22 protein-coding genes and 1 pseudogene are annotated in these 24,225 nt (G+C 75.0%); 17 read left to right on the forward strand and 6 right to left on the reverse strand.

Annotated features, from left to right (window positions below; genetic code table 11):
• Nucleotides 1–24 precede the first annotated feature (24 nt).
• From V6U88_RS22620 to V6U88_RS22635, 4 genes are read left to right on the forward strand one after another with little or no spacing between them, the layout of a single operon-like run.
• Nucleotides 25–978, forward strand: coding sequence for a TauD/TfdA family dioxygenase (locus V6U88_RS22620; RefSeq protein WP_334455900.1), 954 nt, complete (start codon nt 25–27; stop codon nt 976–978).
• Nucleotides 978–1,166, forward strand: coding sequence for an MbtH family protein (locus V6U88_RS22625; protein WP_334455902.1), 189 nt, complete (start codon nt 978–980; stop codon nt 1,164–1,166). The genes V6U88_RS22620 and V6U88_RS22625 overlap by 1 nt, the downstream gene beginning before the upstream one ends.
• Nucleotides 1,163–4,282, forward strand: coding sequence for a non-ribosomal peptide synthetase (locus V6U88_RS22630; protein ID WP_334455904.1), 3,120 nt, complete (start codon nt 1,163–1,165; stop codon nt 4,280–4,282). The genes V6U88_RS22625 and V6U88_RS22630 overlap by 4 nt, the downstream gene beginning before the upstream one ends.
• Nucleotides 4,279–9,864 carry a non-ribosomal peptide synthetase/MFS transporter gene (locus tag V6U88_RS22635; RefSeq protein ID WP_334455906.1) on the forward strand — a complete coding sequence of 1,862 codons (5,586 nt, stop codon included), beginning with the start codon at nt 4,279–4,281 and terminating at the stop codon, nt 9,862–9,864. Before V6U88_RS22630 ends, V6U88_RS22635 begins: the two co-directional genes overlap by 4 nt.
• A 60-nt stretch (nt 9,865–9,924) precedes the next feature.
• Here V6U88_RS22635 and V6U88_RS22640 read toward each other — a convergent pair whose 3' ends face one another.
• Both V6U88_RS22640 and V6U88_RS22645 read right to left on the reverse strand, forming a co-directional pair.
• A complete protein-coding gene (locus V6U88_RS22640) occupies nt 9,925–11,160 on the reverse strand; it encodes a hypothetical protein (RefSeq protein WP_334455908.1) in 1,236 nt (411 codons plus the stop codon).
• Between the two features lie 40 nt (nt 11,161–11,200).
• Nucleotides 11,201–11,716, reverse strand: coding sequence for an NUDIX hydrolase (locus V6U88_RS22645; protein ID WP_334455910.1), 516 nt, complete (start codon nt 11,714–11,716; stop codon nt 11,201–11,203).
• Between the two features lie 33 nt (nt 11,717–11,749).
• On the opposite strand from V6U88_RS22645, the gene V6U88_RS30325 reads away from it, so the two are divergent.
• Both V6U88_RS30325 and V6U88_RS30330 read left to right on the forward strand, forming a co-directional pair.
• Complete coding sequence (locus V6U88_RS30325) at nt 11,750–12,325, forward strand: methyltransferase domain-containing protein (RefSeq protein WP_442934672.1); 576 nt, start codon at nt 11,750–11,752, stop codon at nt 12,323–12,325.
• Nucleotides 12,316–12,495 carry a hypothetical protein gene (locus tag V6U88_RS30330; protein WP_442934673.1) on the forward strand — a complete coding sequence of 60 codons (180 nt, stop codon included), beginning with the start codon at nt 12,316–12,318 and terminating at the stop codon, nt 12,493–12,495. Before V6U88_RS30325 ends, V6U88_RS30330 begins: the two co-directional genes overlap by 10 nt.
• A gap of 80 nt (nt 12,496–12,575) precedes the next feature.
• On the opposite strand, the gene V6U88_RS22655 is transcribed toward V6U88_RS30330, so the two are convergent.
• On the reverse strand, nt 12,576–13,178 hold the full coding sequence (locus V6U88_RS22655; protein ID WP_334455914.1) for a DUF4291 domain-containing protein: 603 nt from the start codon (nt 13,176–13,178) through the stop codon (nt 12,576–12,578).
• A 95-nt stretch (nt 13,179–13,273) separates the two neighbouring features.
• Between V6U88_RS22655 and V6U88_RS22660 the strand changes: the two genes are divergently transcribed.
• The 3 genes from V6U88_RS22660 to V6U88_RS22670 all read left to right on the forward strand — a co-directional run bounded on the left by V6U88_RS22660 (nt 13,274) and on the right by V6U88_RS22670 (nt 14,675).
• Nucleotides 13,274–13,768 (forward strand): type II toxin-antitoxin system PemK/MazF family toxin, encoded by a 495-nt coding sequence (locus tag V6U88_RS22660; protein WP_334455916.1) that lies wholly within the window; start codon nt 13,274–13,276, stop codon nt 13,766–13,768.
• Between the two features lie 102 nt (nt 13,769–13,870).
• Entirely contained in the window at nt 13,871–14,218 is a 348-nt protein-coding gene (locus V6U88_RS22665; protein ID WP_334455918.1) for an ArsR/SmtB family transcription factor, read from the forward strand.
• Nucleotides 14,202–14,675 (forward strand): SRPBCC family protein, encoded by a 474-nt coding sequence (locus tag V6U88_RS22670; RefSeq protein ID WP_334455920.1) that lies wholly within the window; start codon nt 14,202–14,204, stop codon nt 14,673–14,675. The genes V6U88_RS22665 and V6U88_RS22670 overlap by 17 nt, the downstream gene beginning before the upstream one ends.
• A 27-nt stretch (nt 14,676–14,702) precedes the next feature.
• On the opposite strand, the gene V6U88_RS22675 is transcribed toward V6U88_RS22670, so the two are convergent.
• Nucleotides 14,703–15,353 carry a GGDEF domain-containing protein gene (locus V6U88_RS22675; protein WP_334455922.1) on the reverse strand — a complete coding sequence of 217 codons (651 nt, stop codon included), beginning with the start codon at nt 15,351–15,353 and terminating at the stop codon, nt 14,703–14,705.
• Nucleotides 15,354–15,622: 269 nt separating this feature from the next.
• On the opposite strand from V6U88_RS22675, the gene V6U88_RS22680 reads away from it, so the two are divergent.
• The 6 genes from V6U88_RS22680 to V6U88_RS22705 all read left to right on the forward strand — a co-directional run bounded on the left by V6U88_RS22680 (nt 15,623) and on the right by V6U88_RS22705 (nt 20,798).
• Nucleotides 15,623–15,862 carry a DUF397 domain-containing protein gene (locus V6U88_RS22680; protein WP_334455924.1) on the forward strand — a complete coding sequence of 80 codons (240 nt, stop codon included), beginning with the start codon at nt 15,623–15,625 and terminating at the stop codon, nt 15,860–15,862.
• Between the two features lie 137 nt (nt 15,863–15,999).
• On the forward strand, nt 16,000–16,881 hold the full coding sequence (locus V6U88_RS22685) for a helix-turn-helix domain-containing protein (protein WP_334455942.1): 882 nt from the start codon (nt 16,000–16,002) through the stop codon (nt 16,879–16,881).
• A 96-nt stretch (nt 16,882–16,977) separates the two neighbouring features.
• On the forward strand, nt 16,978–17,838 hold the full coding sequence (locus tag V6U88_RS22690; protein WP_334455926.1) for an SAM-dependent methyltransferase: 861 nt from the start codon (nt 16,978–16,980) through the stop codon (nt 17,836–17,838).
• A 136-nt stretch (nt 17,839–17,974) separates the two neighbouring features.
• Nucleotides 17,975–19,024 (forward strand): LacI family DNA-binding transcriptional regulator, encoded by a 1,050-nt coding sequence (locus V6U88_RS22695; RefSeq protein WP_334455928.1) that lies wholly within the window; start codon nt 17,975–17,977, stop codon nt 19,022–19,024.
• Between the two features lie 2 nt (nt 19,025–19,026).
• Nucleotides 19,027–19,230, forward strand: coding sequence for a hypothetical protein (locus tag V6U88_RS22700; RefSeq protein WP_334455930.1), 204 nt, complete (start codon nt 19,027–19,029; stop codon nt 19,228–19,230).
• 122 nt (nt 19,231–19,352) lie between these two features.
• Nucleotides 19,353–20,798 (forward strand): protein kinase domain-containing protein, encoded by a 1,446-nt coding sequence (locus tag V6U88_RS22705; RefSeq protein ID WP_334455932.1) that lies wholly within the window; start codon nt 19,353–19,355, stop codon nt 20,796–20,798.
• A 6-nt stretch (nt 20,799–20,804) separates the two neighbouring features.
• Here V6U88_RS22705 and V6U88_RS22710 read toward each other — a convergent pair whose 3' ends face one another.
• Complete coding sequence (locus tag V6U88_RS22710; RefSeq protein ID WP_334455934.1) at nt 20,805–21,617, reverse strand: MOSC domain-containing protein; 813 nt, start codon at nt 21,615–21,617, stop codon at nt 20,805–20,807.
• 148 nt (nt 21,618–21,765) lie between these two features.
• Complete coding sequence (locus V6U88_RS22715) at nt 21,766–22,467, reverse strand: carbon-nitrogen hydrolase family protein (protein WP_334455936.1); 702 nt, start codon at nt 22,465–22,467, stop codon at nt 21,766–21,768.
• Between the two features lie 79 nt (nt 22,468–22,546).
• Between V6U88_RS22715 and V6U88_RS22720 the strand changes: the two genes are divergently transcribed.
• Nucleotides 22,547–23,332: a DedA family protein gene (locus V6U88_RS22720; protein ID WP_334455938.1), complete on the forward strand. Its 786-nt coding sequence runs from the start codon at nt 22,547–22,549 to the stop codon at nt 23,330–23,332.
• Nucleotides 23,333–23,943: 611 nt separating this feature from the next.
• Nucleotides 23,944–24,225, forward strand: a pseudogene (locus V6U88_RS22725) (hypothetical protein); the annotation flags it as partial.

A 24,225-nucleotide genomic window follows, 5' to 3' on the forward strand; every position in this document is an offset into this window, starting at 1 on the left:
TCGAGAAACAGGAGTGACAGAGCAATGAGCGACACGATCGCCACGCTGCCGGTGGTCGTCGAAACCGACGGCACACCACTGACCGAGCTGATCGACCGGCGGCGGGCGGAGCTGCGCGCCGCCCTCGCCGCACACGGCGGGCTGCTGTTCCGCGGCTTCGACGTCGGTGGGGTGGACGGCTTCGACCGGGTGGTGCGCGAGTTCTCCGGCGAGCCGCTGACCTACACCGAACGGTCCTCACCCCGGCACGCCATCAAAGGCCGGGTCTACACCTCGACCGACTACCCCCCGGACGAGGAGATCTTCCTGCACAACGAGAACTCGTACCAGGCGCGCTGGCCGCTGACGCTCTTCTTCTACTGCATCAGCCCGCCGGACACCCTCGGCGCCACCCCGCTCGCCGACGTGCGCCGGGTGTACGCCGAGATCGACCCGGCGGTCCGCGAGGAGTTCGTCCGGCGCCGCTGGATGCTGGTGCGCAACTTCCACGCCGACTTCGGCACCCGCTGGCAGGACGTGTTCGACACCGACGACCGCGCCCAGGTCGAGGCGTACGCGGCGGCGAACCGGATCCGGCTGGAGTGGGTCGGCGCGGACGGGCTGCGTACCCGGGCGGTCCGGGACGTGGTGCACCACCGGCCCGGCTCGGACGCCCCGCGCTGGTTCAACCACGCCACCTTCTTCCACGTGAGCACTTTGCCGAAGGACTACCAGGAGGGGCTGCTGGACATGTTCGGCCCCGACGGGCTGCCGGCGAACACCTACTACGGCGACGGCGGCGAGATCCCCGCCGACGTGCTTGACCACCTGCGGGCCGCCTACCGGGCCGCCAGCGTCCGCTTCGACTACCGGCGCGACGACGTGCTGGTGGTCGACAACATGACCGCCGCGCACGGCCGGGAGCCCTTCACCGGGCCGCGCCGGATCGCCGTGGCGATGGCCGAACCGCACACCCCCGAGAGCGCTGGAGAGCACTGATGGCCGAATCCCGATTCCTGGTCGTTCGCAACGACGAGGAGCAGTACTCGATCTGGCCGGCCGACCGTGCGCTCCCCGCCGGGTGGCACGACGCCGGGTTCGCCGGCACCCGCGAGGAGTGCCTGGCCCACGTGGACGCCGTCTGGACCGACATGCGCCCCCGCTCCGTACGGGAGGTGCCCTCGTGACGCGGGAGTGGACCTTCCCGGCCTCCTTCGCCCAGGAGCGGGTGTGGATGGCCAACCAGCTCGACACCGCCTCGCCGGTCTACAACGTCTCCACCCCGTGGCGCTTCCCGGTCGGCGTCGACGCCGACACCGCGAGCGAGGTCGTCGGCCGGGTCGTCGCCCGGCACGAGGCGCTCCGCACCCACCTGCGGATGGACGGCGGTGCCCTGGTCCAGGTGGTGCGGGAGCACGAGCCGGTTCGGCTGCCCGCCGACGACCTGCGCGACCTGCCCGAGACCGAGCGCGCCGCCCGGCTCGCCGCCCTGGGTACCGAGCTGGCCCGCACCCCGATCCCGCTGGACGCCCCGCCGCTGTGGCGGGCCCGGCTGGTCCGCCGCGACGACGCCTGGACGCTGCTGTTCGTGGTGCACCACGCCGTCTTCGACAGCCACTCGGCGGTGCTGCTGGTGGCCGAACTGGCCGCGTTCAGCCAGGCCGCGCTGACCGGCGCGCCCGCCGCCGTGCCCGAGCTGCCCATCCAGTACGCCGACTTCGCCGTCTGGCAGCGCGACCAGCTCACCGGCGCGGAGCTGGACCGCCAGCTGGCCTTCTGGACCGCGCACCTGGCCGGGGCGCCGGCGGTCACCGGCCTGCCGCTCGACCGCCCCCGCCCGGCCCAGCTCGGGTTCGCCGGCGACGAGGTGCGCTTCGCCCTGCCCGACGGGCTGCTCGACCGGGTCGGCCGGCTCGCCGCCGGGTCGGCGGCCACCCCGTACATGGTGCTGCTCGCCGGGTTCGCCGCCCTGCTGTCGCGGATCTCCGGCGACACCGATGTGGTGGTCGGCGTCTCCACCGCCGGCCGGGACACCCCCGAGCTGACCCCGCTGATCGGCATGTTCGTCAACCCGGTGGCGCTCCGCTGCGACCTCGGCGGCGACCCCAGCTTCACCGAGCTGCTCGGCCGGGTCCGCGCCGGCCTGGTGGACGCGATGGAGCACGGCCAGACCCCGTTCCAGCGGATCGTCGAGGCGGTCGCCCCGCAGCGTGACCCGTCCGTGCAGCCGATCTTCCAGACCGCGCTGAACTTCATCCCCGACTCGGGGCTGGACCCGGTGGAGCTGGGCACCACCAAGGACGACCTGGCCTTCGACGTCACCACCGGCGAGAGCCGCCTGGTCTACCGCACCGACCTGTTCGACCGGGCCACCGCCGAGGCGGTGGTCGCCCGGTACGTGCGGCTGCTCACCGCCGCCGTCGACGAGCCGGGGCAGCCGGTCTCCGCGCTGCCGCTGCTGAACGACGCCGAGCGGGACCTCGTCCTGCGGGCCTGGAACGGCGCGCAGGACGCCCCGGCGTTCCGCTCCGTGGTGGAGCGGGTGCAGCGGCAGGCCGCCGCCACCCCGCAGGCCGTCGCCCTGGTCTGCGAGGGCGTGTCGCTCACGTACGCCGAGCTGAACGCCGCCGCCAACCGGCTCGCCCGGGTGCTGGTGGCCCGCGGCGCGGCCCCGGAGACCCGGGTGGCGCTCGCCCTGCCCCGCTCGCCCGAGCTGCTGGTCGCCGTCCTCGCCGTGCTCAAGTCCGGTGCCGCGTACGTCCCGGTGGACACCGGCTACCCGGCCGGTCGGATCGCGTACCTGCTCTCCGACGCGGAGCCGGCGCTGGTGCTGGCCCTGCCGGAGACCGCCGCGCTGGTGCCCGCCGGTGCCGTGGTGCTCGACAGGGAGGTCGGCGCCGACCAGGCCGGCACCGACCTGACCGACGCCGACCGGGCCGCGCCGCTGCGCCCGGAGCACCCGGCGTACGTGCTCTACACCTCCGGCTCCACCGGCCGGCCGAAGGGCGTGGTGGTGGCGCACCGGGCGGTGGCCGCGTACCTGGCCTGGGCCCGGGACACCTACCCGGGGCTGGCCGGCACCGCGCTGCTGCCCTCGCCGGTCTCCTTCGACCTCACGGTGACCGGCCTGCTCGGCCCGCTCACCGCCGGCGGCACGGTCCGGCTGGCCGGGATCGACGCCCCGCACGCCCGGGTCGGCGGCCGGCCGAGCTTCCTCAAGGTCACCCCGAGCCACCTGCCGCTGCTCGACGCCGCGCTGTCGCCCACCACCGACCTGGTGATCGGGGGCGAGGCGCTCACCGGTGAGCAGCTGGCGGGCTGGCGGGCCGCCCACCCGGACGTGGCGGTCGTCAACGAGTACGGCCCGACCGAGGCGACCGTCGGCTGCGTCGCCGCCCGGATCGCACCCGGGCAGCCGGTCGGCGCCGGACCGGTGCCGATCGGCCGCCCCACCGCCGGCGCGCGGGTGTACCTGCTCGACGCCGCGCTCCAGCCGGTGCCGCCGGGCGTGGTCGGTGAGCTCCACGTCGCCGGGGACCAGCTGGCCCGGGGCTACCTGCGCCGGCCCGGCCTCACCGCCGAGCGCTTCCTGCCCTGCCCGTACGGCCCGCCGGGCGGGCGGATGTACCGCACCGGCGACCTGGCCCGCTGGCGCGCCGACGGCACCCTGGACTACCTGGGCCGCCGCGACGACCAGGTCAAGGTGCGCGGCATGCGGATCGAGCTGGGCGAGATCGAGTCGGCGATGCTGGCCCACCCGGAAGTCCGCGAGGCGGCGGTGGCGGTGCGTACCGACTCCGGCGAGCCGGCCCTGGTCGGCTACCTGGTCGGCGCCGCCGACGAGGCCGCCCTCGCCGCCGCGCTGGCTCGCGAGCTGCCGGCCCACCTGGTGCCGGTCGCGTTCGTCCGCCTCGACGCGCTGCCGCTGACCCCGAACGGCAAGCTGGACCGGGCCGCGCTGCCCGCCCCGCTGGCCACCATCGCACCCGACGGCTACGTCCCGCCGCGCACCGACGCCGAGACCCTGGTGGCCGAGGTGTACGCCGAGATCCTCCAGGTGGAGAAGGTCGGCGCGCTGGACGACTTCTTCACCCTCGGCGGCAACTCGCTGCGCGGCATGCGGGCGATGGCCCGGATCCGCGCCGAGGTGGACGTCGACCTGCCGATGCGGGCGCTGTTCAGCAGCCCCGTGGTCGCCGACCTGGCCGCCCAGATCGAGCAGCGGATCGCCGCCGAGCTGGACGAGCTCTCCGAGACCGAGGTCGCCGCGCTGCTGGCGGCGGAGAAGGACATCCCCACATGACGGACCTGAAGGATCCCGCCCGGGAGGCGGCCCGCGCGGCGCTGATCGCCCAGCGGCTGCGCCGGCGGCAGGCCGCGCCGACCGCCCGGATCACGCCCCGCCCCGAGGGTGCCGAGGTGCCGCTGTCGTACGCCCAGGAGCGGGTCTGGTTCATGGACCAGCTCGCTCCGGGCGAGGCGGCGTACCACATCGCGGTGCCGCTGCGGGTGCGCGGCCCGCTCGACGTCACGGCGCTGCGCGCCGCCCTGGCCGGGCTGACCGCCCGGCACGAGTCGCTGCGCACCCGCTTCCCGGCCGACGCCGACGGCCGCCCCACCGTCGTGGTCGCCGACACCGTCGAGGTGCCGCTGACCGTCGTGGACGCCGCCGACGAGGAGGCCGCGCAGGCGCTGGTGGACGCCGCCGCGGCCGAGCCGTTCGACCTGGCGGCCGGGCCGCTGCTGCGCGCCCTGCTGATCCGGCTGGCCACCGACGATAATCCGGCCTCCGCGCCGCAAGACGGCACTCCGGACCGGATGAACGTCGCCGACGACCACGTGCTCTTCCTCGGCCAGCACCACATCGTCGGCGACGGCTGGTCGGTGGACGTGCTGCTGCGGGACCTGATCACCCTGTACCGGGGTGGCGAGCCGCCCGCCCTGCCCGTGCAGTACGGCGACTTCGCCCACTGGGAGGCCCGGGAGCTGGACGGGCCGCAGGCGCGGGGGCACCTGGACTGGTGGAAGCGGCGGCTGGCCGGGATCACCCCGCTGGAGCTGCCGCTGGACCGGCCCCGCCCGGCCACCCAGACCTACCGGGGCGACTTCGTCGAGTTCCAGGTGGACCGGGAGGTCACCGACGGGCTCGCCGCGCTCACCCGCGCCTCGGGCGGAACCCTGTTCATGACCCTGCTCGCCGCGTACCAGGTGCTGCTGGCCCGGCACGCCGGGCAGGACGACTTCGCCGTCGGCGCCTCGCTCGCCGGCCGGTCGGCCCCGGAGCTGGAGAACGTGGTCGGCATGTTCATCAACATGCTGCCGATGCGCGCCGAGCTGGCCGGCGACCCGACCTTCGCCGAGCTGCTGGCGCGCACCCGGCGGGCGGTGCTGGACGGTTTCGAGCACGCCGAGGTGCCGTTCGCGAAGGTGGTGCACGAGCTGGGGCTGCCCCGCGACGTCAGCCGCTCGCCGGTCTTCCAGGCCATGTTCGTGCTGCAGAACTATGAGATGGGCCGCTTCGCCGGGGTCTCCGACGCCGACGAGGTGAGCTTCCGCTGGACGCCGATGGAGCTGCGGGCCACCCGCTTCGACTTCGAACTGCACGCCGTCGAGGTGCCCGACGGCGTCTGGGGCAAGCTGGTCTTCAACACCGACCTGTTCACCCGGGACACCGTCGAGCGGATGGCCGAGCGGTGGACGACCCTGCTGGCCGCGGTGGTCGCCGCCCCGGACACCCCGGTCTCCGCGCTGGACCTGCTCGCCCCGGCCGAGCGGGCGCTGCTGGCGAGCTGGAACGACACCGCCGCCGACTTCCCCGCCACCCAGACGCTGCACGCGCCGATCGAGGAACGCGCCGCGGCCACCCCGGACGCGGTCGCGCTCACCGTCGAGGGCCGGTCGGCGACGTACGCCGAGCTGAACGCCGCGGCCAACCGGGTCGCGCACCGGCTGCGCGCGGCCGGCGTCGGCCCGGAGACCCTGGTCGGCGTCTGCGCCGAACGGTCGGTGGAGCTGGTCGCCGGCCTGCTCGGGGTGCTCAAGGCCGGCGGCGCGTACCTGCCGCTGGACCCGGAGTACCCGGCGGACCGGCTGGCCTTCATGGTCGACGACGCCGCCGCGCCGGTGGTGCTGGTGCAGGAACACCTGCGCGACGTGCTGCCGGCCACCGGCGCCACCGTGCTCGCGCTGGACGACGCCCGGGTCTGGGCCGACCAGCCCGCCGAGGACCCGACGCCGATGGCCGGCCCGGAGCACCTGGCGTACGTCATCTACACCTCCGGCTCGACCGGGCGGCCGAAGGGCGTGCCGAACACCCACCGGGGCATCGTCAACCGGCTGGACTGGATGCAGCGGACCTACCGGCTCGGCACCGACGACGCGGTGCTGCAGAAGACGCCGGCCAGCTTCGACGTCTCGGTCTGGGAGTTCTTCTGGCCGCTGCGCGAGGGCGCCCGGCTGGTGCTGGCGAAGCCCGGCGGGCACAAGGACGCCGGCTACCTGCGCGACCTGCTGGTCGCCGAGCGGGTCACCACCGCGCACTTCGTGCCCTCGATGCTGACCGTCTTCCTCGCCGAGGACGGCGTCGAGGCGGCGACCGCGCTGCGCCGGGTGATCTGCTCGGGTGAGGAGCTGCCGCTGGCCACCGCGGTCGACTTCACCACCCGGCTGCCCGCCTGCGAGCTGCACAACCTGTACGGCCCGACCGAGGCGGCCATCGACGTCAGCGCCTGGCACTGCGACCCGGCGCTGCTGCCGGGCCGGGCCGGCGTGCCGATCGGCGGCCCGATCGCCAACCTGCGGCTGCACGTGCTGGACCCGCACGGCAACCCCTGCCCGGTCGGGGTGGCCGGCGAGCTGCACATCGGCGGGGTCGGGCTGGCCCGTGGCTACCACCGGCGGCCGGCGCTGACCGCCGAGCGGTTCGTGCCGGACCCGTTCTCGGGCGAGCCGGGAGCTCGGCTCTACCGCACCGGCGACCTCGCCCGCTGGGTCACCGCCCCGGCCGCCGCCGGGGTCGGTCCGGCGGCCGGGCGGCCCGCCGGGGTGATCGAGTTCCTGGGCCGGATCGATCATCAGGTGAAGCTGCGCGGCCTGCGGATCGAGCTGGGCGAGATCGAGAGCGCGCTGCGCGAGCAGCCCGCGGTGACCGAGGCGGCGGTGATCGTCCGCGAGGACGCCCCCGGCGACAAGCGGCTCACCGCCTACCTCGTCGGGGCGGCCGAGCACGCTGCGCTGAAGGCGGCGCTGAAGGAGACCCTGCCCGAGTACATGGTGCCGGCCGCCTTCGTCACCCTGGACGCGCTCCCGCTGACCCCCAACGGCAAGCTGGACCGCAGGGCACTGCCCGCCCCGGTGGTCACCCGGGAGGCGTCGGTCGCCCTGGTCGCGCCGCGCGACGACACCGAGCGGCTGCTCGCCCGCATCTGGTCGGAGGTGCTCGGCGTGGCCACGCTCGGCATCGACGACGATTTCTTCGACCTCGGTGGGCACTCCATGCTCGCCACCCAGGTGGTGGCGAAGATCCGCAAGGCGGAGCACGGTGGGCGCGCCGTCGGCGTGATGGACCTGTTCCAGCAGCGCACCATCCGCGACCTGGCCCGGTTCATGTCCGGCGGCGACGACGACGGCGGCGGGCCCCGCCGGCTGCTCTACGAGCTGACCAAGCCGATCCCGGCGGCGAAGCGGCGGCTCAGCTACGTCTGCGTCCCGTACGGCGGCGGCAGCGCCATCGTCTACCAGCCCCTCGCGGACGCGCTGCCCGACGGCCACGCCCTGTGGTCGCTGGCCATCCCCGGCCACGACGTCGGGCTCAGCGAGGACGGCCTGCCGTTCGACGAGCTGACCAGCCGGGTCGCCGAGGAGATCCTGGAACGCGTCGAGGGCCCCCTCGCCCTCTACGGTCACTGCGGCGTGGGCAGCGCGATCGTCGCGGAGGTGGCCCGCAAGGTGGAGGCCGCCGGCCGGGACCTGGCGGCGGTCTACATCGGCGCGATGTTCCCGTTCGCCCGTCCCCGGGGCGCCTTCGCCACCCTGCGCAACCGGCTCGAACGGCTGCGCAGCAACCGGCACTACGCGAGCTGGCTCAAGTCGATGGGGGTGGACACCGACGAGCTGGACCCGGAGCAGGCCGACCGGATCATCAGCAACATGCGGGCCGACTCGCGTGCCTCGGAGGAGTACTTCACCGGCCTGCTCGACCGGGGCGCGACGAAGCTGCGCGCGCCGATCATCTCGGTGGTCGGCTCGGAGGACCCGGTGACCGATTACCACGCCGAGCGGTACGCCGAATGGCAGTTCCTCAGCGACACCCTCGGCCTGGTGGTCCTCGACCAGGCCGGGCACTTCTTCCTGAAGTACCGCGCCGAGGAGCTGGCGGAGATCCTCACCCGGGTCCACCCGGCGGTGGTCGCCGGGGACGTCTCCGCGCTCACCCCCCAGGCCAGGGGAGTCGACGCCGGCTGGGCGGTCGCCGCCCACCAGCGGGTGGGCGGGTCCGACGGGCCGGAGCCGGCCGTGGTGAAGCCCAGCATGGCCCGGTTCGTCGCGGTCACCGCCGGGCAGCTCGTCTCCACCACCGGCTCCGCGCTGACCGCGTTCGCGCTGCCGATCTGGCTGTTCACCCGCACCGGGTCGGTGGCCGACCTGGGGCTGCTATGGGCGGTGGCGCTGATCTGCGGCGTGCTCATGCTGCCGGTGGCCGGCGCGGTCACCGACCGGGTCAGCCGCCGCAGGATCATGATGATCGCCAGCTGCACCGCCGGGTCGCTGCAGCTGGTGCTCGCCGCGCTGCTCTGGACCGACAACCTGGTCCTCTGGCACATCTACGCCCTGGTCGCGTTGAGCCAGGTCGCCAGCTCGTTCCAGCGGATCGCGTTCCAGTCGGCGGTGCCGCAGCTGGTGCCGAAGCGCTACCTCGGGCACGCGATGGGCATCACCCAGCTCTCCAGCGGCTTCGCGATGCTGCTGATGCCCGTCTTCGCCGCCGGCCTGCTCGCCGCCATCGAACTCAAGGGCATCCTGCTCATCGACGTGGCGAGCTACCTGGTGGCGGTGCTGACCCTGGCCGTGGTGCGCTTCCCCGACCTGCTCGGCTGGCGGCCCCGGGAGCGGCTGCTGGTGGCGATCGGCAACGGGCTGCGCTACTCCTGGCAGCACCGGGGTTTCCGGCTGATGCTCGCCTACTTCGCCCTGGGCAACATCTTCCTCGCCCCGGCGCTGGTGCTCACCACCCCGCTGGTGCTCTCCTTCGGCACCGCCACCCAGGTCGCTCAGGTGGCCCTGGCCGAGGCCTGCGGCGCGGTGGCCGGCGGCGTGCTGATGTCCCTGTGGGGCGGGCCCCGGCACCGGCGGATGGTCGGCGTGCTGATCGGGAACCTCGGCACCGCCATCGGCTGCGTGCTGGTCGGCCTGGACGCCTCCGTGACGATGGTCTGCGTCGGCATCTTCTGGCTGGCCATGGCGATGACCACCGCGCAGTCGATCTACGCGACCATCGTGCAGGTCAAGGTGCCGCAGCGCTTCCACGGCCGGGTGTTCAGCCTCAACCAGACCATCACCTGGTCGACCCTGCCGATCGGTTTCGCGCTGCTCGCCCCGGCGGCGACCAGCCTCTTCGAGCCGATGCTCGCCCCGGGCGGTTCGCTGGCCGGGTCGGTGGGCGCGGTGATCGGCACCGGACCGGGCCGGGGCATCGGGTTCGCGTACGTCTGCTTCGGGCTGGCCCTGGTCCTGATCACCCTGGGCGGCTTCGCGATCCGGATGCTGCGCCGCTTCGACATCGAGGTGCCGGACTCGCTGCCCGACGACCTGATCGGCGCGCAGGAGCGCCAGCGGCGGCTCGCGGAGCGGGCGGCGGCGCAGGACCGGGAGCCCGTCGCGGCGTGACCCGGCGCGGGGCCCATCCCGAGGAGGGCTCCACGCCGGGGCGTGCCCGTCCGGGCCGGGTCAGAACTGCTCGGGCGGGTCCGCCAGGTCCGTCTCCGCCGGCTCCTCCGGCTCGGCCACCCAGGCGGAGAAGACCGGCACCCCGTGCCACGGCCCGCCGGCGCGGTCGGTGGCCACCGCGACGGCCGCGTACGGGTGGCCGAAGCGCAGCTCCGCGGTGCGGGCGACGCCCTCCGGGGGGAGGCTGGCCAGCGCGAAGGCGGCGGTCACCGCGGCCGCCTCGAATCCGTACCGGCCGTAGCGGGCCATCGCCGCCTGCCGCGCCTCCAGCCGCAGGTCCGCCTCGCCCAGCAGCCCGCCCAGCGTGCGGACCACCGCCGGGAAGCCCAGCGCGGGGGCGGTCAGGTCGTGCTCGTCCCGCGCCGACCAGCAGGGCAGCACCGCCCTGTGCCGCTCCTCCCGGCCGTCCCGGGCGGTGGTCCGTACCCGTTCCTCCCGCAGCGTCCACGCCGGCCCGTCGCCGAGCGGCAGGTCGAACAGCGCGCGGCGGCCGGCCGGCGCCCGGTCGTCGACCGCCGTGGCGGCCACCTCGTACGCGGCGGCGAGCACGTCGGCGGCGGGCACCGACGGGTCGGCGGCGACCGAGACCACCACCAGCCCCGCCCCGTCGCGCTCGACGGCCGGCGCGGCGTGCACGGCGACGTCACCGGCCGGCCCGGTCGCGGCGATCCAGGCCCGGTGACCGTGCGCCGGGGTCCGCAGCACCCGGTCGAGCCGCCCCGCCCAGGCGCTGTCGGCCCCGAGCTGCCCGGCCGGCGCCAGGTCGAACGGGTCGGCCCAGGAGATCCGGGTGGCCAGGGCGCTGGCCAGCGCCAGCAGCACGTCCGCCGACCGGGTCAGCGGAAACCGGTCGATCAGCCCGAGGGTGTGCTCGCGGGCCCAGGCGTCCAGCCCCGGCTGGTCCGGCAGCGGCCCGGTCGTGGTGGTGCGGGGCAGCCCGGCCCGCCAGTCCGCCAGCTTCGCCGTGTCCTGGCCGGCCTGGTGCCAGACGGCGGTGGCCGACGGCACCAGCGGGTGCGGCCGGTCCACCAGCGCCGTGGCCAGCGTCGCCGCGGTGGGCGCGGGCACGCCCAGGACCTCCTCCAGCTCGTCCCGGTCCGGGCCGGTCGCGGCGGGCGCGGCCAGCGCCAGCAGCAGCCAGGCGCCGAGCGGCGAGGCGACGTGGTGCCGGTCGCCGGCCTCGGCGTGCAGCCGGGCGGCGTAGCGGGCCAGCGGGGTGTGCAGGGTCGTCGTCATGTCTCCACTGTGCCCATCCCCGGCCGGGTCGGCACCCCGGTCAGGACCACAGCTCGAACGGCTCGTCGATCTCCTGGCCGGCGAGGAGGCGGGGGAGCAGCTCGGGCAGCCGTCCCGGGTAGAAGCGTTCCCCGCTGCCGACCACCTCCTGGACCGTCCACCAGCGGAACCCGAAGTAGTCCTCCACCTCGTAGTCCAGCCGCTCGGCGCCGTCGATCTCCGGCGCGACGGCGTCGAGCCGTACCGTCATCACCACCTCGTCCTGCAGGTGCCGGCGCTGGCGGTGGACGAAGCTGGCCCGCCGCCGCCAGGACGGCGGGCCGAGCTGGGCGGCGGTGACCACGAAGCCGGTCTCCTCGCGCAGCTCCCGCACCGCCGTCTCGGCGTACGTCTCGCCCGGGTCCATCCCGCCGCCCGGCAGCTCCCACCAGGTGCCCAGGCGGGGGTGGTCCGGGTCGCGGGTGTGGAAGAGCAGGACGCGGTCCTGCGCGTCGCGCACCACCAGCCGCACGGCGGTGCGTTCGACGACCGGCAGGTCTCCCGGCAGTTCGATCATGTGTCTCCTTCGGGCGGATCGACCGGTGGCAGGATGGCGGTCGTGGCGGAGGTCTTCGGCGAGGTGGCGGGCGACTACGACGACGCGCGGCCGGGCTACCCGCCCGCGGTCGCCGAGGCCATCCTCGCCTACCACGGGCGGGTGCCGCCGCGACTGGTCGAGGTCGGCGCGGGCACCGGCCTGGCCACCGGGCTGCTGGCCCGGCTGGGCGCGCCGGTGACCTGCGTCGAGCCGGACCGGCGAATGGCCGCGGTGCTGGCGGCCCGCCACCCGGCGGTCGAGGTGGTCGTGGCCCCCTTCGAGGAGTGGACGCCGCCGCCCGGCGGGGTGCCCCTGCTGGCCTGCGCGATGGCCTGGCACTGGCTGGACCCGACGACGCGGTGCCGCGGGCGCACGACGCGCTCGCCCCGGGCGGCACCCTGGCCCTCTTCGCCCACCGCTACGACTACGTCGACCCGGCCCGGGCGGCGGCGCTGCGGGCGGCGTTCGAGTCGGTGGACCCGGACCAGCAGCACGACCGCCCGGAGGGTTGGTTCGGCGAGGAGATCGCCGCCAGTGGGCTCTTCGTCGAGGTCCGCACCGAGCGGTTCCGCCGTCCGGTGCCCCTGACCACGGCCGCCTACCAGCGCCTGGTCCGCACCTTCTCGCCGCAACTGCGCCGCCCGCCGCAGCTGCGGGAGCGGGTGCTGGCGGCGGTCGGCGCGGCGGTGGACGGCTTCGGCGGCACGGTGACGCTGGACCTGCGGACCACCCTGGTGCTGGCCCGCCGTCCGCGCTGACCTCCCGGGCCGGCGCCGCACCGGAGCTGCCCCGCCGCGGTCACCGCCGTGGGCGGCGCGGTCACCGCTGATCCGGCTGCTCAGCTCGGCGTCGCGCCGATCGTGGCGGCCAGTCCGGTCGGCAGGGGATAGGGGCGCTCGTCGGGCAGCAGCGCCGCCGCGGCCCGGTCGTCGCCGGCGTCGAGCAGCGCCCGGATCTGCCGTGCCGTCGCGGTGACGTCGGTCAGCCCTACCACCCACTCGTCGACGTACCGGTCCGCGGCGGCGCGGGCGAGCCCGAGCTGGAGGGACCGGTGCGGCAGCGGGGCCAGCCGCAGCGACCGCTCCGGATCCCACTGCACCCGCACGTCGCTGCCCTTCAGCTCGCGGGCCCACCCGGCACGATCGGCGTGCCGGCCCGGCTGATGGCTGCTGAGGCAGGCCCGGCCGAGCGCCCACTCGAAGCCGGCGCGGGTCAGCTCCACCGCCAGCACCCGCTCCTGGCCCGGCTTGGTCGCCCAGCCGCAGCGGTACATCATCCACCGGAACGAGGGCTTGATCCAGGTCATCCGGCCGCGCCGGAACGGCGGCACGAACCGGCCGGCGGCCAGCGCGGCCGCCGCGATCTCCGGCGGGTACGCCTGGTAGACGGTGAGCGTCGTGTCGGTGAAGCGGGCCCGGATCTGCCGCTGGGGAACGTGCACGCGACGATCGTCAACCGCCCGGCCCACGCCGGTCGAGCGGATTACCGCGCCGGCGGACCGGGTGCCGGGGTGGCGGTGGGGTTAGGCTGCCGCCCGTGGCAGGTCTGTTGAGGAACGTCGTGGCCCGGCTCGGCCGGGTGACCCCAGGTGCGGCCGCGCCGGCCGGCACCGGCGGCCGGATCCCGGCCCAGGTGGCCCGTCGGCGCCAGGTCGGCGCGTTGCAGCGCCGGGAGCTGACGTACGCCCCGGAGCCGGACGGCCGGGCCGACCCGGGTGAGATCGTCTGGACCTGGGTGCCGTACGAGGACGACCCGCGGCAGGGCAAGGACCGCCCGGTGCTGGTGGTCGGCCGGCACAGCCGCACGTTGTTCGGGTTGATGCTCTCCAGCCAGAGCGAGCGCGACGGTCAGCGGCACTGGCTGGCGCTCGGCCCGGGGGAGTGGGACCGTGACCAGCGCCCGAGCTGGGTACGCCTGGACCGGGTGCTCACCATGCGCGAGGACAGCATCCGCCGCGAGGGCGCGGTGCTGGACCGGGGCCGCTTCGACCGGATCGGCCAGGCCCTGCGGGCCGGCTACGGCTGGCGCTGACCCTCGGCGGTCGGCTCCGCGAATTTCCGCGATCGTCCTTGACAGGGCACCGCCGACGAGTACATTCAACCTATCGGTTTATAAGCCAGGTGGTTGATTACAGTGACCTCAGCAGATCAGATCGGCGCCGTCTTCGCCGCCCTCGCGGATCCGACCCGACGGGCCATCCTGGCCCGCCTGGCCGCCGGCGAGGCGACGGTCAACGAGGTGGCCGCCCCGTTCCCGATCTCCATGCAGGCGGTCTCCAAGCACCTGAACGTGCTGGAGGCGGCGGGGCTGATCGTGCGCACCCGCGAGGCGCAGTGGCGGCGGTGCCGGATCGAGCCGGCCGCGTTGCGCGTCCTCGCCGAGTGGGTCGACCAGTACCGCCGGCTCTGGGACGAACGGTACGACACGTTGGACGGTTACCTGCGAGAGCTGAAGGAGAACAGCCATGAACCCGACCGATGACCTGACCGTCGCGCTGCCCACCGACCGGGAGGTGGTGCTCACCCGGGTCCTCGACGCGCCTCGGGAGCTGGTCTGGGCCGCGCACACCGAGGCCGCGCACCTGGCGCGCTGGTGGGGCCGGGGCAACCCGCTCGACGTCGAGATCGACCTCCGGGTGGGCGGCCGGTACCGGTTCGTCGAGCACGCGCCGGACGGCAACTCCTACGCCTTCCGCGGCGAGTTCCTCCAGATCGAGGCGCCGGAGCGGATCGTGCAGACCTTCGAGTTCGAGGGCGCGCCCGGTCAGGTGGCCGTGGAGACGCTCGTCTTCACCGAGCGGGACGGCCGCACCGTGGTCACCGGCACCACCCGCTTCGACACCACGGCCGCCCGGGACGCGATGGTGGGCGCGGGTATGGCCGACGGGGCGCGAGAGTCGTACCGGGCGCTGGAGGAGTACCTGGCCACCCAGGTCTGAGCGATCCGCCGTCGTCGGGCCGGGTGCTCAGCACTCGGCCAGGCGCGGCGCGTCCAGGAGCTGCCGGGGGGAGCGCCGGCCGGTCACGCCCTTCGCCCGGTACATCGCCGCGTCGGCGGCGCAGAGCGCCTCGGCCAGCTGGGTCGGGCCGCTGACCGGCGCCAGCCCGACCGACGCGGTGACCCGTACGCTGCGCCCGCCCAGCGGGATCGGCGCGGCCATCGCCTCGCAGAGCCGCCGGGTCGCATGGTCGATCCAGCGCCGGTCCACGGACGGGCTTCTCAGCAGTCCGGCGAATTCGTCACCGCCGAGCCGGGCGACCAGGTTGTCCCCGGCGAAGGCGGTGAGGCGCTGTGCCACGCTGACCAGCACCTGGTCCCCGGCGGCGTGCCCGTAGCGGTCGTTGACCTGCTTGAAGTCGTTGAGGTCGAGCACCACGGCGATCAGCGGCCGGCCGGCGGCGTTGGTGAGCAGGGCGGCGGCGATCTGGTGGAAGGCGCGCCGGTTGGGCAGCCCGGTCAGCGGGTCGTGGCTGGCGGCGTGCCGCTCCGCGGCCAGTTCGGCCTGCAGGTGCTCGATCTCCGCCTCCGCCCGCAGCGCCCGGCGGCGCAGCTGCCACACCGAGACCAGCGCACCCGCCGCGGAGATGCCGGACGCGACGCTCAACGGATCCGGCACGAGACCTCCCTCGCGGCGTCGGCGGACGGCCCGGGGCGCCGGCCCGGGCGCGCTGCCCGGCCGTCGTCTCCCCGGTGGCTGCCCGGGTTGGGGGTAACCCTACGTGAACGGATGGGTACCGCGCACGTGCGTTATCATGCTCGCTGTCCAATGCAGATGCAATAGCAGATGCACGTGCAGCACGGCCCGATCCGGCGTCGCCGCCCGCTCGCCGCGACCCCGTCCACTTGCGACGCCGGGCGGCTCCACACCGCACAGAAAGACGCCACATGCAGCAGCCCGAGAACGGCGTACCCGTCACCCAGCTCCCCGAGCTGCGGTGGCAGAAGAGTCGGCGGAGCAACCCCAGCGGCAACTGCGTGGAGCTGGCCGAGCTCCCCGGCCGGACGGGCATCGCGGTACGCAACTCCCGCCACCCCGAGGGGCCCGCGCTGATCTACACCGTGGACGAGATCGCGGCGTTCGTCCTCGGTGTTCGCGACGGCGACTTCGACCACCTGATCGACTGAGCGTCGGTCCCGCCCACGGGACGATCTCGTCCGCGCGGAGGAGTTCGTCTCACCCTCGGTCCATGGCATGCTTACACGTCGGCCGGAGGTGGGGCGTCCGGCCGACGTGCGGCGAGCGGGCGGAGGGCGACGTGACGATGGCGACCGCGGAGGGGGGTCCGGCCACCGGGCCCACCGTGCTGCGCATGCTGCTCGGCGCCCAGCTCCGTCGCCTCCGCGAGGCCAGCGGGGTCACCCGGGAGGGCGCCGGCTGGGAGATCCGGGCCTCCGAATCCAAGATCAGCCGGATGGAGCTGGGTCGGGTCGGCTTCAAGGAGCGCGATGTCGCCGACCTGCTCACCCTCTACGGCGTCAGTGCCGCCGCCGAGCGGGACGCGCTGCTCAAGCTCGCCCGCGACGCCAACAGCCCCGGCTGGTGGCACCGGTACGGCGACGTGCTGCCCAGCTGGTTCCAGTCGTACCTGGGCCTGGAGGCCGCCGCCTCGCTGATCCGGACCTATGAGGTGCAGTTCGTCCCCGGCCTGTTGCAGACCGCCGGGTACGCCCGCGCCGTCGTCCTGCTCGGTCACCGGAACGCCTCGGCCGAGGAGGTCGACCGGCGGGTGGAGCTGCGGCTGCGGCGACAGGAGCTGCTGCGCCGGGCCGCGCCGCCGCAGCTGTGGGCGGTGGTCGACGAGGCCGCGCTGCGCCGGCCGATCGGCGGGCCGCAGGTGATGCGCGGTCAGCTCGACGCCCTCATCGAGGCCACCCGGTCGGCGCACGTGCGACTCCAGATCATCCCGTTCGCCGCGGGCGGACACGCCGCCGCCGGCGGGGCGTTCACCATCCTGCGCTTCGGTGACGACGACCTGCCCGACATCGTCTACATCGAGCAGCTCACCAGCGCGATCTACCTCGACAAGCGCGAGGACCTCGACTACTACGCGGTGGCCATGGAGCGGCTCTGCGTCGAGGCGGCGCCGCCCGAGCGCACGCCGGAGATCCTGGCCCGGCTCCGCGACGAGCTCTATCCGGCGTGACCGCCGCCCGGGGCGACACCGCGCTCCCGGATGGCTCTACCATGGTGTGCGACCGGCGACAGTGGACGGACGCCATCGCCTCGATGGCGCAGAGTCATGGAGGCGACTGTGACCACCGATGCTCCGGGCACCACCACGGGTTCCGCCCATCCGAGCGACCGGATCGACACCTCGGTGGCGCACCCCGCCCGGCGCTACAACTACTGGCTCGGCGGCAAGGACAACTTCCAGGCCGACCGGGATTCCGGCGACGCCATGGCGGCCCGGTTCCCGACCATCCGGACCAGCGCCCTGGAGAATCGGCGCTTCCTGCAAAGGGCGGTCCGCCACCTCGCCCGTGAGGCCGGGATCCGCCAGTTCCTCGACATCGGCACCGGCATCCCGACCGCCGACAACACCCACGAGGTCGCCCAGGCGGTCGCGCCGGAGTCGCGGGTGGTCTACGTCGACAACGACCCGATCGTGCTGGCCCACGCCCGAGCGTTGCTGACCAGTTCGCCCGAGGGCGCCACCGCCTACATCGACGCCGACCTGCGCGAGCCGGAGAAGATCCTGCGCCACCCGGACCTGCTGCGCACCATCGACCTGTCCCGGCCGGTGGGGCTGATGCTGGTGGCGATCCTGCACTTCGTCCCCGACGCCGACGACCCGTACACCGTGGTGCGCCGCCTGCTCGAGGCGCTGCCGTCCGGCAGCTACCTGGCCGCGTCGCACGCCACCCACGAGTACCTGCCCCCGGAGGTCGCGGCGGAGGCCAAGGCGGCGGCCCGGGGCGGCGGCCCGCACGGCGTGATCAACCTGCGCACCCTCGACGAGTTCACCGGCTTCTTCGAGGGGCTGGAGCTGGTCGAGCCCGGCCTCTGCTCGGTGGCCGAGTGGCGGGCCGACGCCGAGCCGCAGCCGCGCCCCTCCGTGGTCGAGGTCAGCATGTACGGCGGAGTCGCCCGCAAGCCCTGAACCCGGTTTCCTGCGATCGGCGTCGGCTGCGGCCGGCGCCGTTCGTCGTGTGGTGTCCGATTCTCTTGACCGTCCCGGGCCGGTCCGGCTAGTCTCTGAATCGATCCAGACTGAATCGATCCAGAAGGGGGCCCGGGTGCGACCCACACTCCAGGACGTGGCCACGGCGGTCGGGGTGTCACGCAGCACCGTCTCCAACGCGTACTGCCGCCCGGACCAGCTCTCGGCGGCGCTGCGCACCCGGATCCTCGACACCGCCCGGCAGCTCGGCTACCCGGGCCCGAACCCGACGGCTCGTTCGCTGCGGCGGGGCTTCGCCGGCGCGATCGGCGTCCTGTTCACCTCGCAGCTGTCGTACGCCTTCACCGACCCGTTCGCCGTCCGGTTCCTGGCCGGGGTCGCCGCGGCGGCCGAACGGCACGGCACCAGCCTGCTGCTCGTGCCGCTGCCTACCGGGGAGACGCAGGCCAGGGTGGCCGTGGAGAACGCGGCGGTCGACGGGTTCTGCGTCTACTGCGTCGCCGACGAGGACTGGGCCCTGGACGTGATCCGCGGTCGCGGGCTGCCCTTCGTCACCACCGCGCCCCCCGCCGACCCCGGCGCCGAGCGGTACGTCGGCATCGACGAGCGGGCCGCCGCCCGGTCCGTCGCCGACCACCTGGTCGGCCTGGGGCACCGCCGGGTGGCGCTGCTCGCCGACACCGTGCTGCCCGACGCGCCACCGGGGCCGCTGCGCCTGGCCGGTGCCGACGCCGCCCGGCACCCGACCACCCGGGGTCGCCTGGCCGGTTTCGCCGACGCCCTGGCCGCGGTCGGTGTCGACTGGCCTGACATCACGCTGCTCAACGCCACCGGCAACAGCCGCGCCGCCGGGGCCGAGGCGGTGGCCGGCCTCCTCGCCGGCGACGAACCACCGACGGCCGTGCTGGCCGCCTCCGACGTGCTCGCGCTCGGCGCCCTGGACGCCCTCGGGGAGCGGGCCGCCACGGTCTCGGTCACCGGCTTCGACGACGTCGCCGAAGCGGCCGCGGCCGGCCTCACCACCGTCCGGCAACCGGCCGAGGAGAAGGGCCGGATCGCCGCCGAACTGCTGCTCGACCCGCCGGCCGACGACACCGCCGGGCAGATCCTGCTCCCCACCGAGCTGGTCGTTCGCACCTCCACCCGTCCCGTACCGAGGAGTTGACCATGGAACAGCCGACCGGCTTCACCCTCGCCATCGACGCGGTCACCCGCCACGTCAACTCGGCCCGACCGGACGCGCCGGTACGCCCCGACCGGGTCCGCCGCCACCGCCTCGCGCCCGTCCGGCTCGCCGCCGCGCACGCACTGCGCCGGCTCGCCGACCTCACGGAGCCGGCGCCCGCGCCCGCCCCGACCTGCCGCCCCTGACCGGCCGGGGTGGCCGAGGCCACCCCGGAGGCCACCCGGTAGGGTGCTTTTCCGGCCAGACGAAGCGCAACCGGGCACGACGGTTGGTCTCCGACCGGGCGGGCCGGGCAGACTGGAGCATCATGTCGTCGCTCACGCCCGCCACGCGCCTGCACGATCGGTACGTCCTGCGCGCGCCCATCGGCCTCGGCGGAATGTCCGAGGTATGGCGCGCCGACGACGAGGTGCTGCACCGCCCCGTCGCGGTCAAGGCCCTCGTCGCCCAGCTCGCCGCCGACCCGCAGCTGCGCGCCACCATCCAGCGCGAGGCGCGGGCCGCCGCCCGGCTCACCCACCCGCACGTCACCCAGGTGTACGACTACGGCGAGGCGGCCCTGCCCGGCGGCGTGATGGTGCCGTACCTGGTGATGGAGCTGGTCGAGGGGCACAGCCTCGCCGACCGGCTCGCCGCCGGGCCGCTGGCCTGGCCGGACGCGGTCCGCACCGCCGGCCAGGTGGCGGCCGCCCTCGCCGCCGCGCACCGGATCGGCGTGGTGCACCGCGACATCAAGCCGGGCAACGTCATGCTCACCGAGACCGGCGCCAAGGTCCTCGACTTCGGCATCGCCGCCCTCGCCGGCCCCCGGCACCCGCTCGCCGGCCAGACCGGTGAGCTGATGATGGGCACCCCCGCCTACTTCGCGCCGGAGCGGCTGACGCCCGGCCCGCCGGACCCGGCCAGCGACGTGTACGCCCTCGGCGCGCTGCTCTACCGCACGCTCACCGGCCGGGCCCCACTGCCCGTCCAGACCTGGGAGGACGCCCTGGAGGTGCACGCGCGGCACACGCCGGTGCCGCCGCTGCGGATCCCCGGGCTGCCAGCGGACATCGCCGAGCTCACCATGGCCTGCCTCTCGGTCGACCCGAGCCGCCGGCCCACCGCCGCGCAGCTCGCCGCCCGGCTCGGCGCCGGCCGACCGGCCGACCCGCCCACGGCGCTGCTGCCGACGGTGCCGACGGCCGCCCACTCGCCCACCCTGATCGACCGGTCCGGGGCGGTTCCCCGGCCGCCCGCCGGCCGTTCCGCGCCCCCGGTCGCCGCCGCGCCGCGCCGTCCGAACCGGGCGCTGGGCGTGCTCGTCGCGGCCGGTGTCGCGTTGCTGCTGTGCCTGGTCGGCGTGCTCGCCCTCGACGACGGGCCCGACCGGCGCACCCCGGCCGCCCCCGTCGTCCCGGTGGAGGAGGAGAGCAGCCCCGAGTCGACCCCGCCGGTGGAGCCGTCCAGTGCCCCGCCGTCGCGCGACGAACGGCCCGCGCCCCGCACGGCGGGGCAGCTCGCCGACGAGTTCGCGGCGCTGCTCGATCGGGCGGAGGCCGCCGGCGACATCGACCCGAAGACCGCCGAGGATCTGCGCGAGAAGCTCCACGAGCTGGAGGAGGGCAAGCCCAAGGAGCGGCTCAAGCGGCTGCGGGAGCTGGCCGGCGGGCTCGCCGAGGCGGTCGAGAAGGACCGCATCGACGACGACACCGCCTCCGACCTGCGCGACCTGCTGGCCGGCTGGCCGCGCCTGCGCGGCGGCGACGACTGACCCGGCTCAGCGCACCTCGACCGGGTCACCGACCTCGACCCGGCCCGGCCGGGTCACCACCGCGTACGCCCCGACGCAAGGCTGCGGTCCGAGCGCCGGCAGCGGCACCACCCGGTTCAGCCGGGCCGGCGCCCGCAACGCCGCCGCGTCGGGCGGCAGCGTCCCGTGCGCCAGGGGCGGCACCGCGCAGCGCGGCGTCGGCGCCACCACCCGCAGCACCAGCTCGGCGCCGACGCGCAGTTCCCGGCCCACCCAGCCGTTCTCCTCGAAGGCCGGGCCGCTGCTCTCGACGACCAGGTTCGGCCGGTAGCGCACCGCGTCGACCGACCCGAGCGCGGCGAGGGTGGCCGTGGCGACCAGGTGCAGCGGCGCGAAGTCGACCAGGCTCCCCGGTGGGGCCGCGCCGCCCAGCCGGCTCGGCGTCGTCGGGGTCACCGCGGTCACCCCGGCCGACAGCACCGCGTCCGGGTCGGCCCGGTCCAGCACGGCGTCGTCCGGCACCGCCCCGGTCAGCCGCACCGCCCGCCCGAGCAGCCCGGAGAGGACGGCGTCCACCTCGTCGTCCATCGTGGAGAGCACGGTGCCGTCGGGCAGGGTGAGGCGTACCGGATCGGGCGCGGCACCGGCCGCGCGGACGGTGAGCAGGCCCCGCCACAGCCGCGGCTGCTTGGCGCTGGCCACCCGCCCGGTCGCGTGGTCCACCAGGGCGAGCCGGCGGTCCCCGGCCACGCCCCGCTCGTCGACCGTGGCGGCGCCCAGCGTCTCACCGAGCATCGACTTCACCGGGTAGCGCCACAGCTGCCACAGCCGCCCGGTCACCGGTGCGCCGCCCACGTCGCGACCGGGGACGGGTGGGACGGCGCGGGCACCGACCCACGGTAACCCTCGGCCCCCGTTCCCGTTCGCCCCGACCGGCCGATCGGCGCAGAAGCCGCCGCGCGCTGTGCTCGTCGCGACGGGCGCGCGGTCAGTGCAGCGTGGCGCGGGTGACCTCGCCGGTCGTGGCACCGGCGCGCGCCACCGGCGTGCCGTCGGGTCGCCACACGCCGGAGCCGCCGGCGGTCCGCGGGTAGTGGCTGCCGGACGGCCCGGCGAAACTCGCCGTCGCCACCCAGACGCCGTGCTCGGCGGCGACCCGCCGGGCCCGCGCCTCCGGCACCGCCGCGTCCGCCGGTGCCTCCAGCACCCCGGCCAGGTAGGCGTCGGCACCGAGCGCCGCAGTCCGCGCCGCGTGCTCCACCACCCCGGTGTCCTTGCAGACGGCCAGGCCCAGCCGCCAGCCGTCCACCTCGACGACCGCCGGCGCGTGGCCCGCGACGAACCGCGCGGCCTCCGCGCCACCCAGGAACATCTTCCGGTACGCCACCCGCGCGCCGCCCCCGTCCACGGCCAGCACCCCGACGTACGCCGTGTCGGCGTCGCCGACCGGTGCCCCGGCCAGGGCCAGCGTGCCCGTCGCGGCGCACGCCTCGACCAGCGGCGCCAGCCGAGGGTCGGCCGGGTCGAGCGGGGCGGCGTCCAGTTCGTACCCGGTCAGGGAGAGTTCGGGGAAGAGCACCACGCGGGCGTCGGCGGCGCGGACCAGCGCGGCGTGCGCCGCCACGTTCGCGGCGACGTCGTACGGGACGCAGCGCGGCTGGGCGACCGCGAGGGTGAGCGGCGTACGCACGACAGGCTCCCTTCACCGGATCGGCGCGCGGACAGGCGGAAGCGTGGTCGATGCGCCGACCGCCTCGTAACTTTGTCCCATGATCCCTGGCTCCCTCGCGCTCAGCCCCCGCACGGCCGTGTCCGCCTCCGCACCGTCCGCGGACGGGCCGGTCGGCTACGTCACCGGGCTGGTGGAGCGGCTCGGCGGTCCGGGCGCCGGGCTGGCCGTGGCGCTGGAGAACCTCTTCCCGCCGATCCCGAGCGAGGTCATCCTGCCGTTGGCCGGCTTCGCCGCCGCGCAGGGGAAGATGAGCCTCGTCGGGGCGATCCTCTGGACCACCCTCGGCTCGGTGGCCGGCGCGTGGGTGCTGTACCTCATCGGCGCCGCGCTGGGCCGCGACCGGATGCGCGCCATCGCCGCGCGGCTGCCGCTGGTCAAGCTGAGCGACGTCGACCGGACCGAGGCGTGGTTCCTCAAGCACGGCGTCAAGGCGGTGTTCTTCGGCCGGATGATCCCCATCTTCCGCAGCCTCATCTCCGTCCCGGCCGGGGTGGAACGGATGCCGATCGGCACCTTCCTGCTGTACACCATGCTGGGCAGCCTGATCTGGAACACCACCTTCGTGCTGGCCGGCTACCTGCTCGGCGAGAACTGGCACGTCGTCGAGTCGTACGTCGGGTCGTTCCAGAAGCTCGTCATCGCCGCCTGCGTGGCCGCCGCGGCCTGGTTCGTGGTCACCCGCGTCCGCCGTGCCCGCCAGGCCCGCGCCTCCGCCGCCGCCCCGCTCGACGCGGTGCCGCCGGCCGGGCCGGTGCAGGTGGGCGAGACGGGCGGGTACCGGGGCACGGTGTACCGCGCCTCCTCGTGGCGACGCGATGACTGACCTGGCCTCGTTCGGCCCGCTCGTCCCCGCTGGGGTGAATGTCCGGCTCGGGCTGCGCCGGTGTCGATCGTCCGGCTCGGTCCGGGCCGATGCCGTGGGCCCGGTTCGACCGGTTCGGACTCCACAGGGATGCCGCGGCGCGGATCGCGCGGGGAGTGCCCGGCCCTGCGCGATCCGATGTCCGAGTTTGGGCGTGGATGCCCGGCCGTCCCGTGACCGGCGGCACCCCGGCGGCGGAATGGTGGCCGGCTCGGGGTCGTTACATCCACTGGACGATCGCAGCAGCACCCCGCTGGCCTGGTCCTCGACGTGGGCCGACCCGGGATGGCGAGCCCCGGAATGATGGCGGGCGGCGGGTCGTTACATCACCTGGACGATCGCAGCAGCAATCCCGCTGGCCTGGCCCGATGATGGGCCGCCCGGGATGCCAGGCCCCCGGAATGATGGCGGGCCGAGGGTCGTTACACATGGTCCCGGCGCCGCGAGCCCCCCGCTCGCGAAGCCTGCCGGGCAAAGACTTTCCCCTTGGACTTTTGAGCGCCTGATCGTGGTGCTTGCACCCGCTCGACCCCCATCGAGTCTGGGTGCCAACCCCTGAAGGAGCTTCCCCCATGAACACGACCATTCTGCGTAAGAGCGTTCTCGGTATTGCTGGTCTGGCTTTCGCCGGTGGCGTCTTCGCCGGCCCGGTGACCGAGGCCCACGCCGCGCCGGTTGAGGCTAAGGCGGTGGCGGTGGTGCAGGCCGACAAGGCGGACAAGGGCAAGCTGATCCCGCACGGTGTGCAGGGCAAGCAGTCGCGCATCGACCTGAGCGACGAGCAGGTCAAGAACGTGAAGGCGATCATCGCGGCGACGAAGAAGTCCGACATGGACGAGCGCGCCGCCGTGGTC

Source organism: Micromonospora sp. CPCC 205739, assembly GCF_036906795.1.
Taxonomy (GTDB): domain Bacteria; phylum Actinomycetota; class Actinomycetes; order Mycobacteriales; family Micromonosporaceae; genus Micromonospora.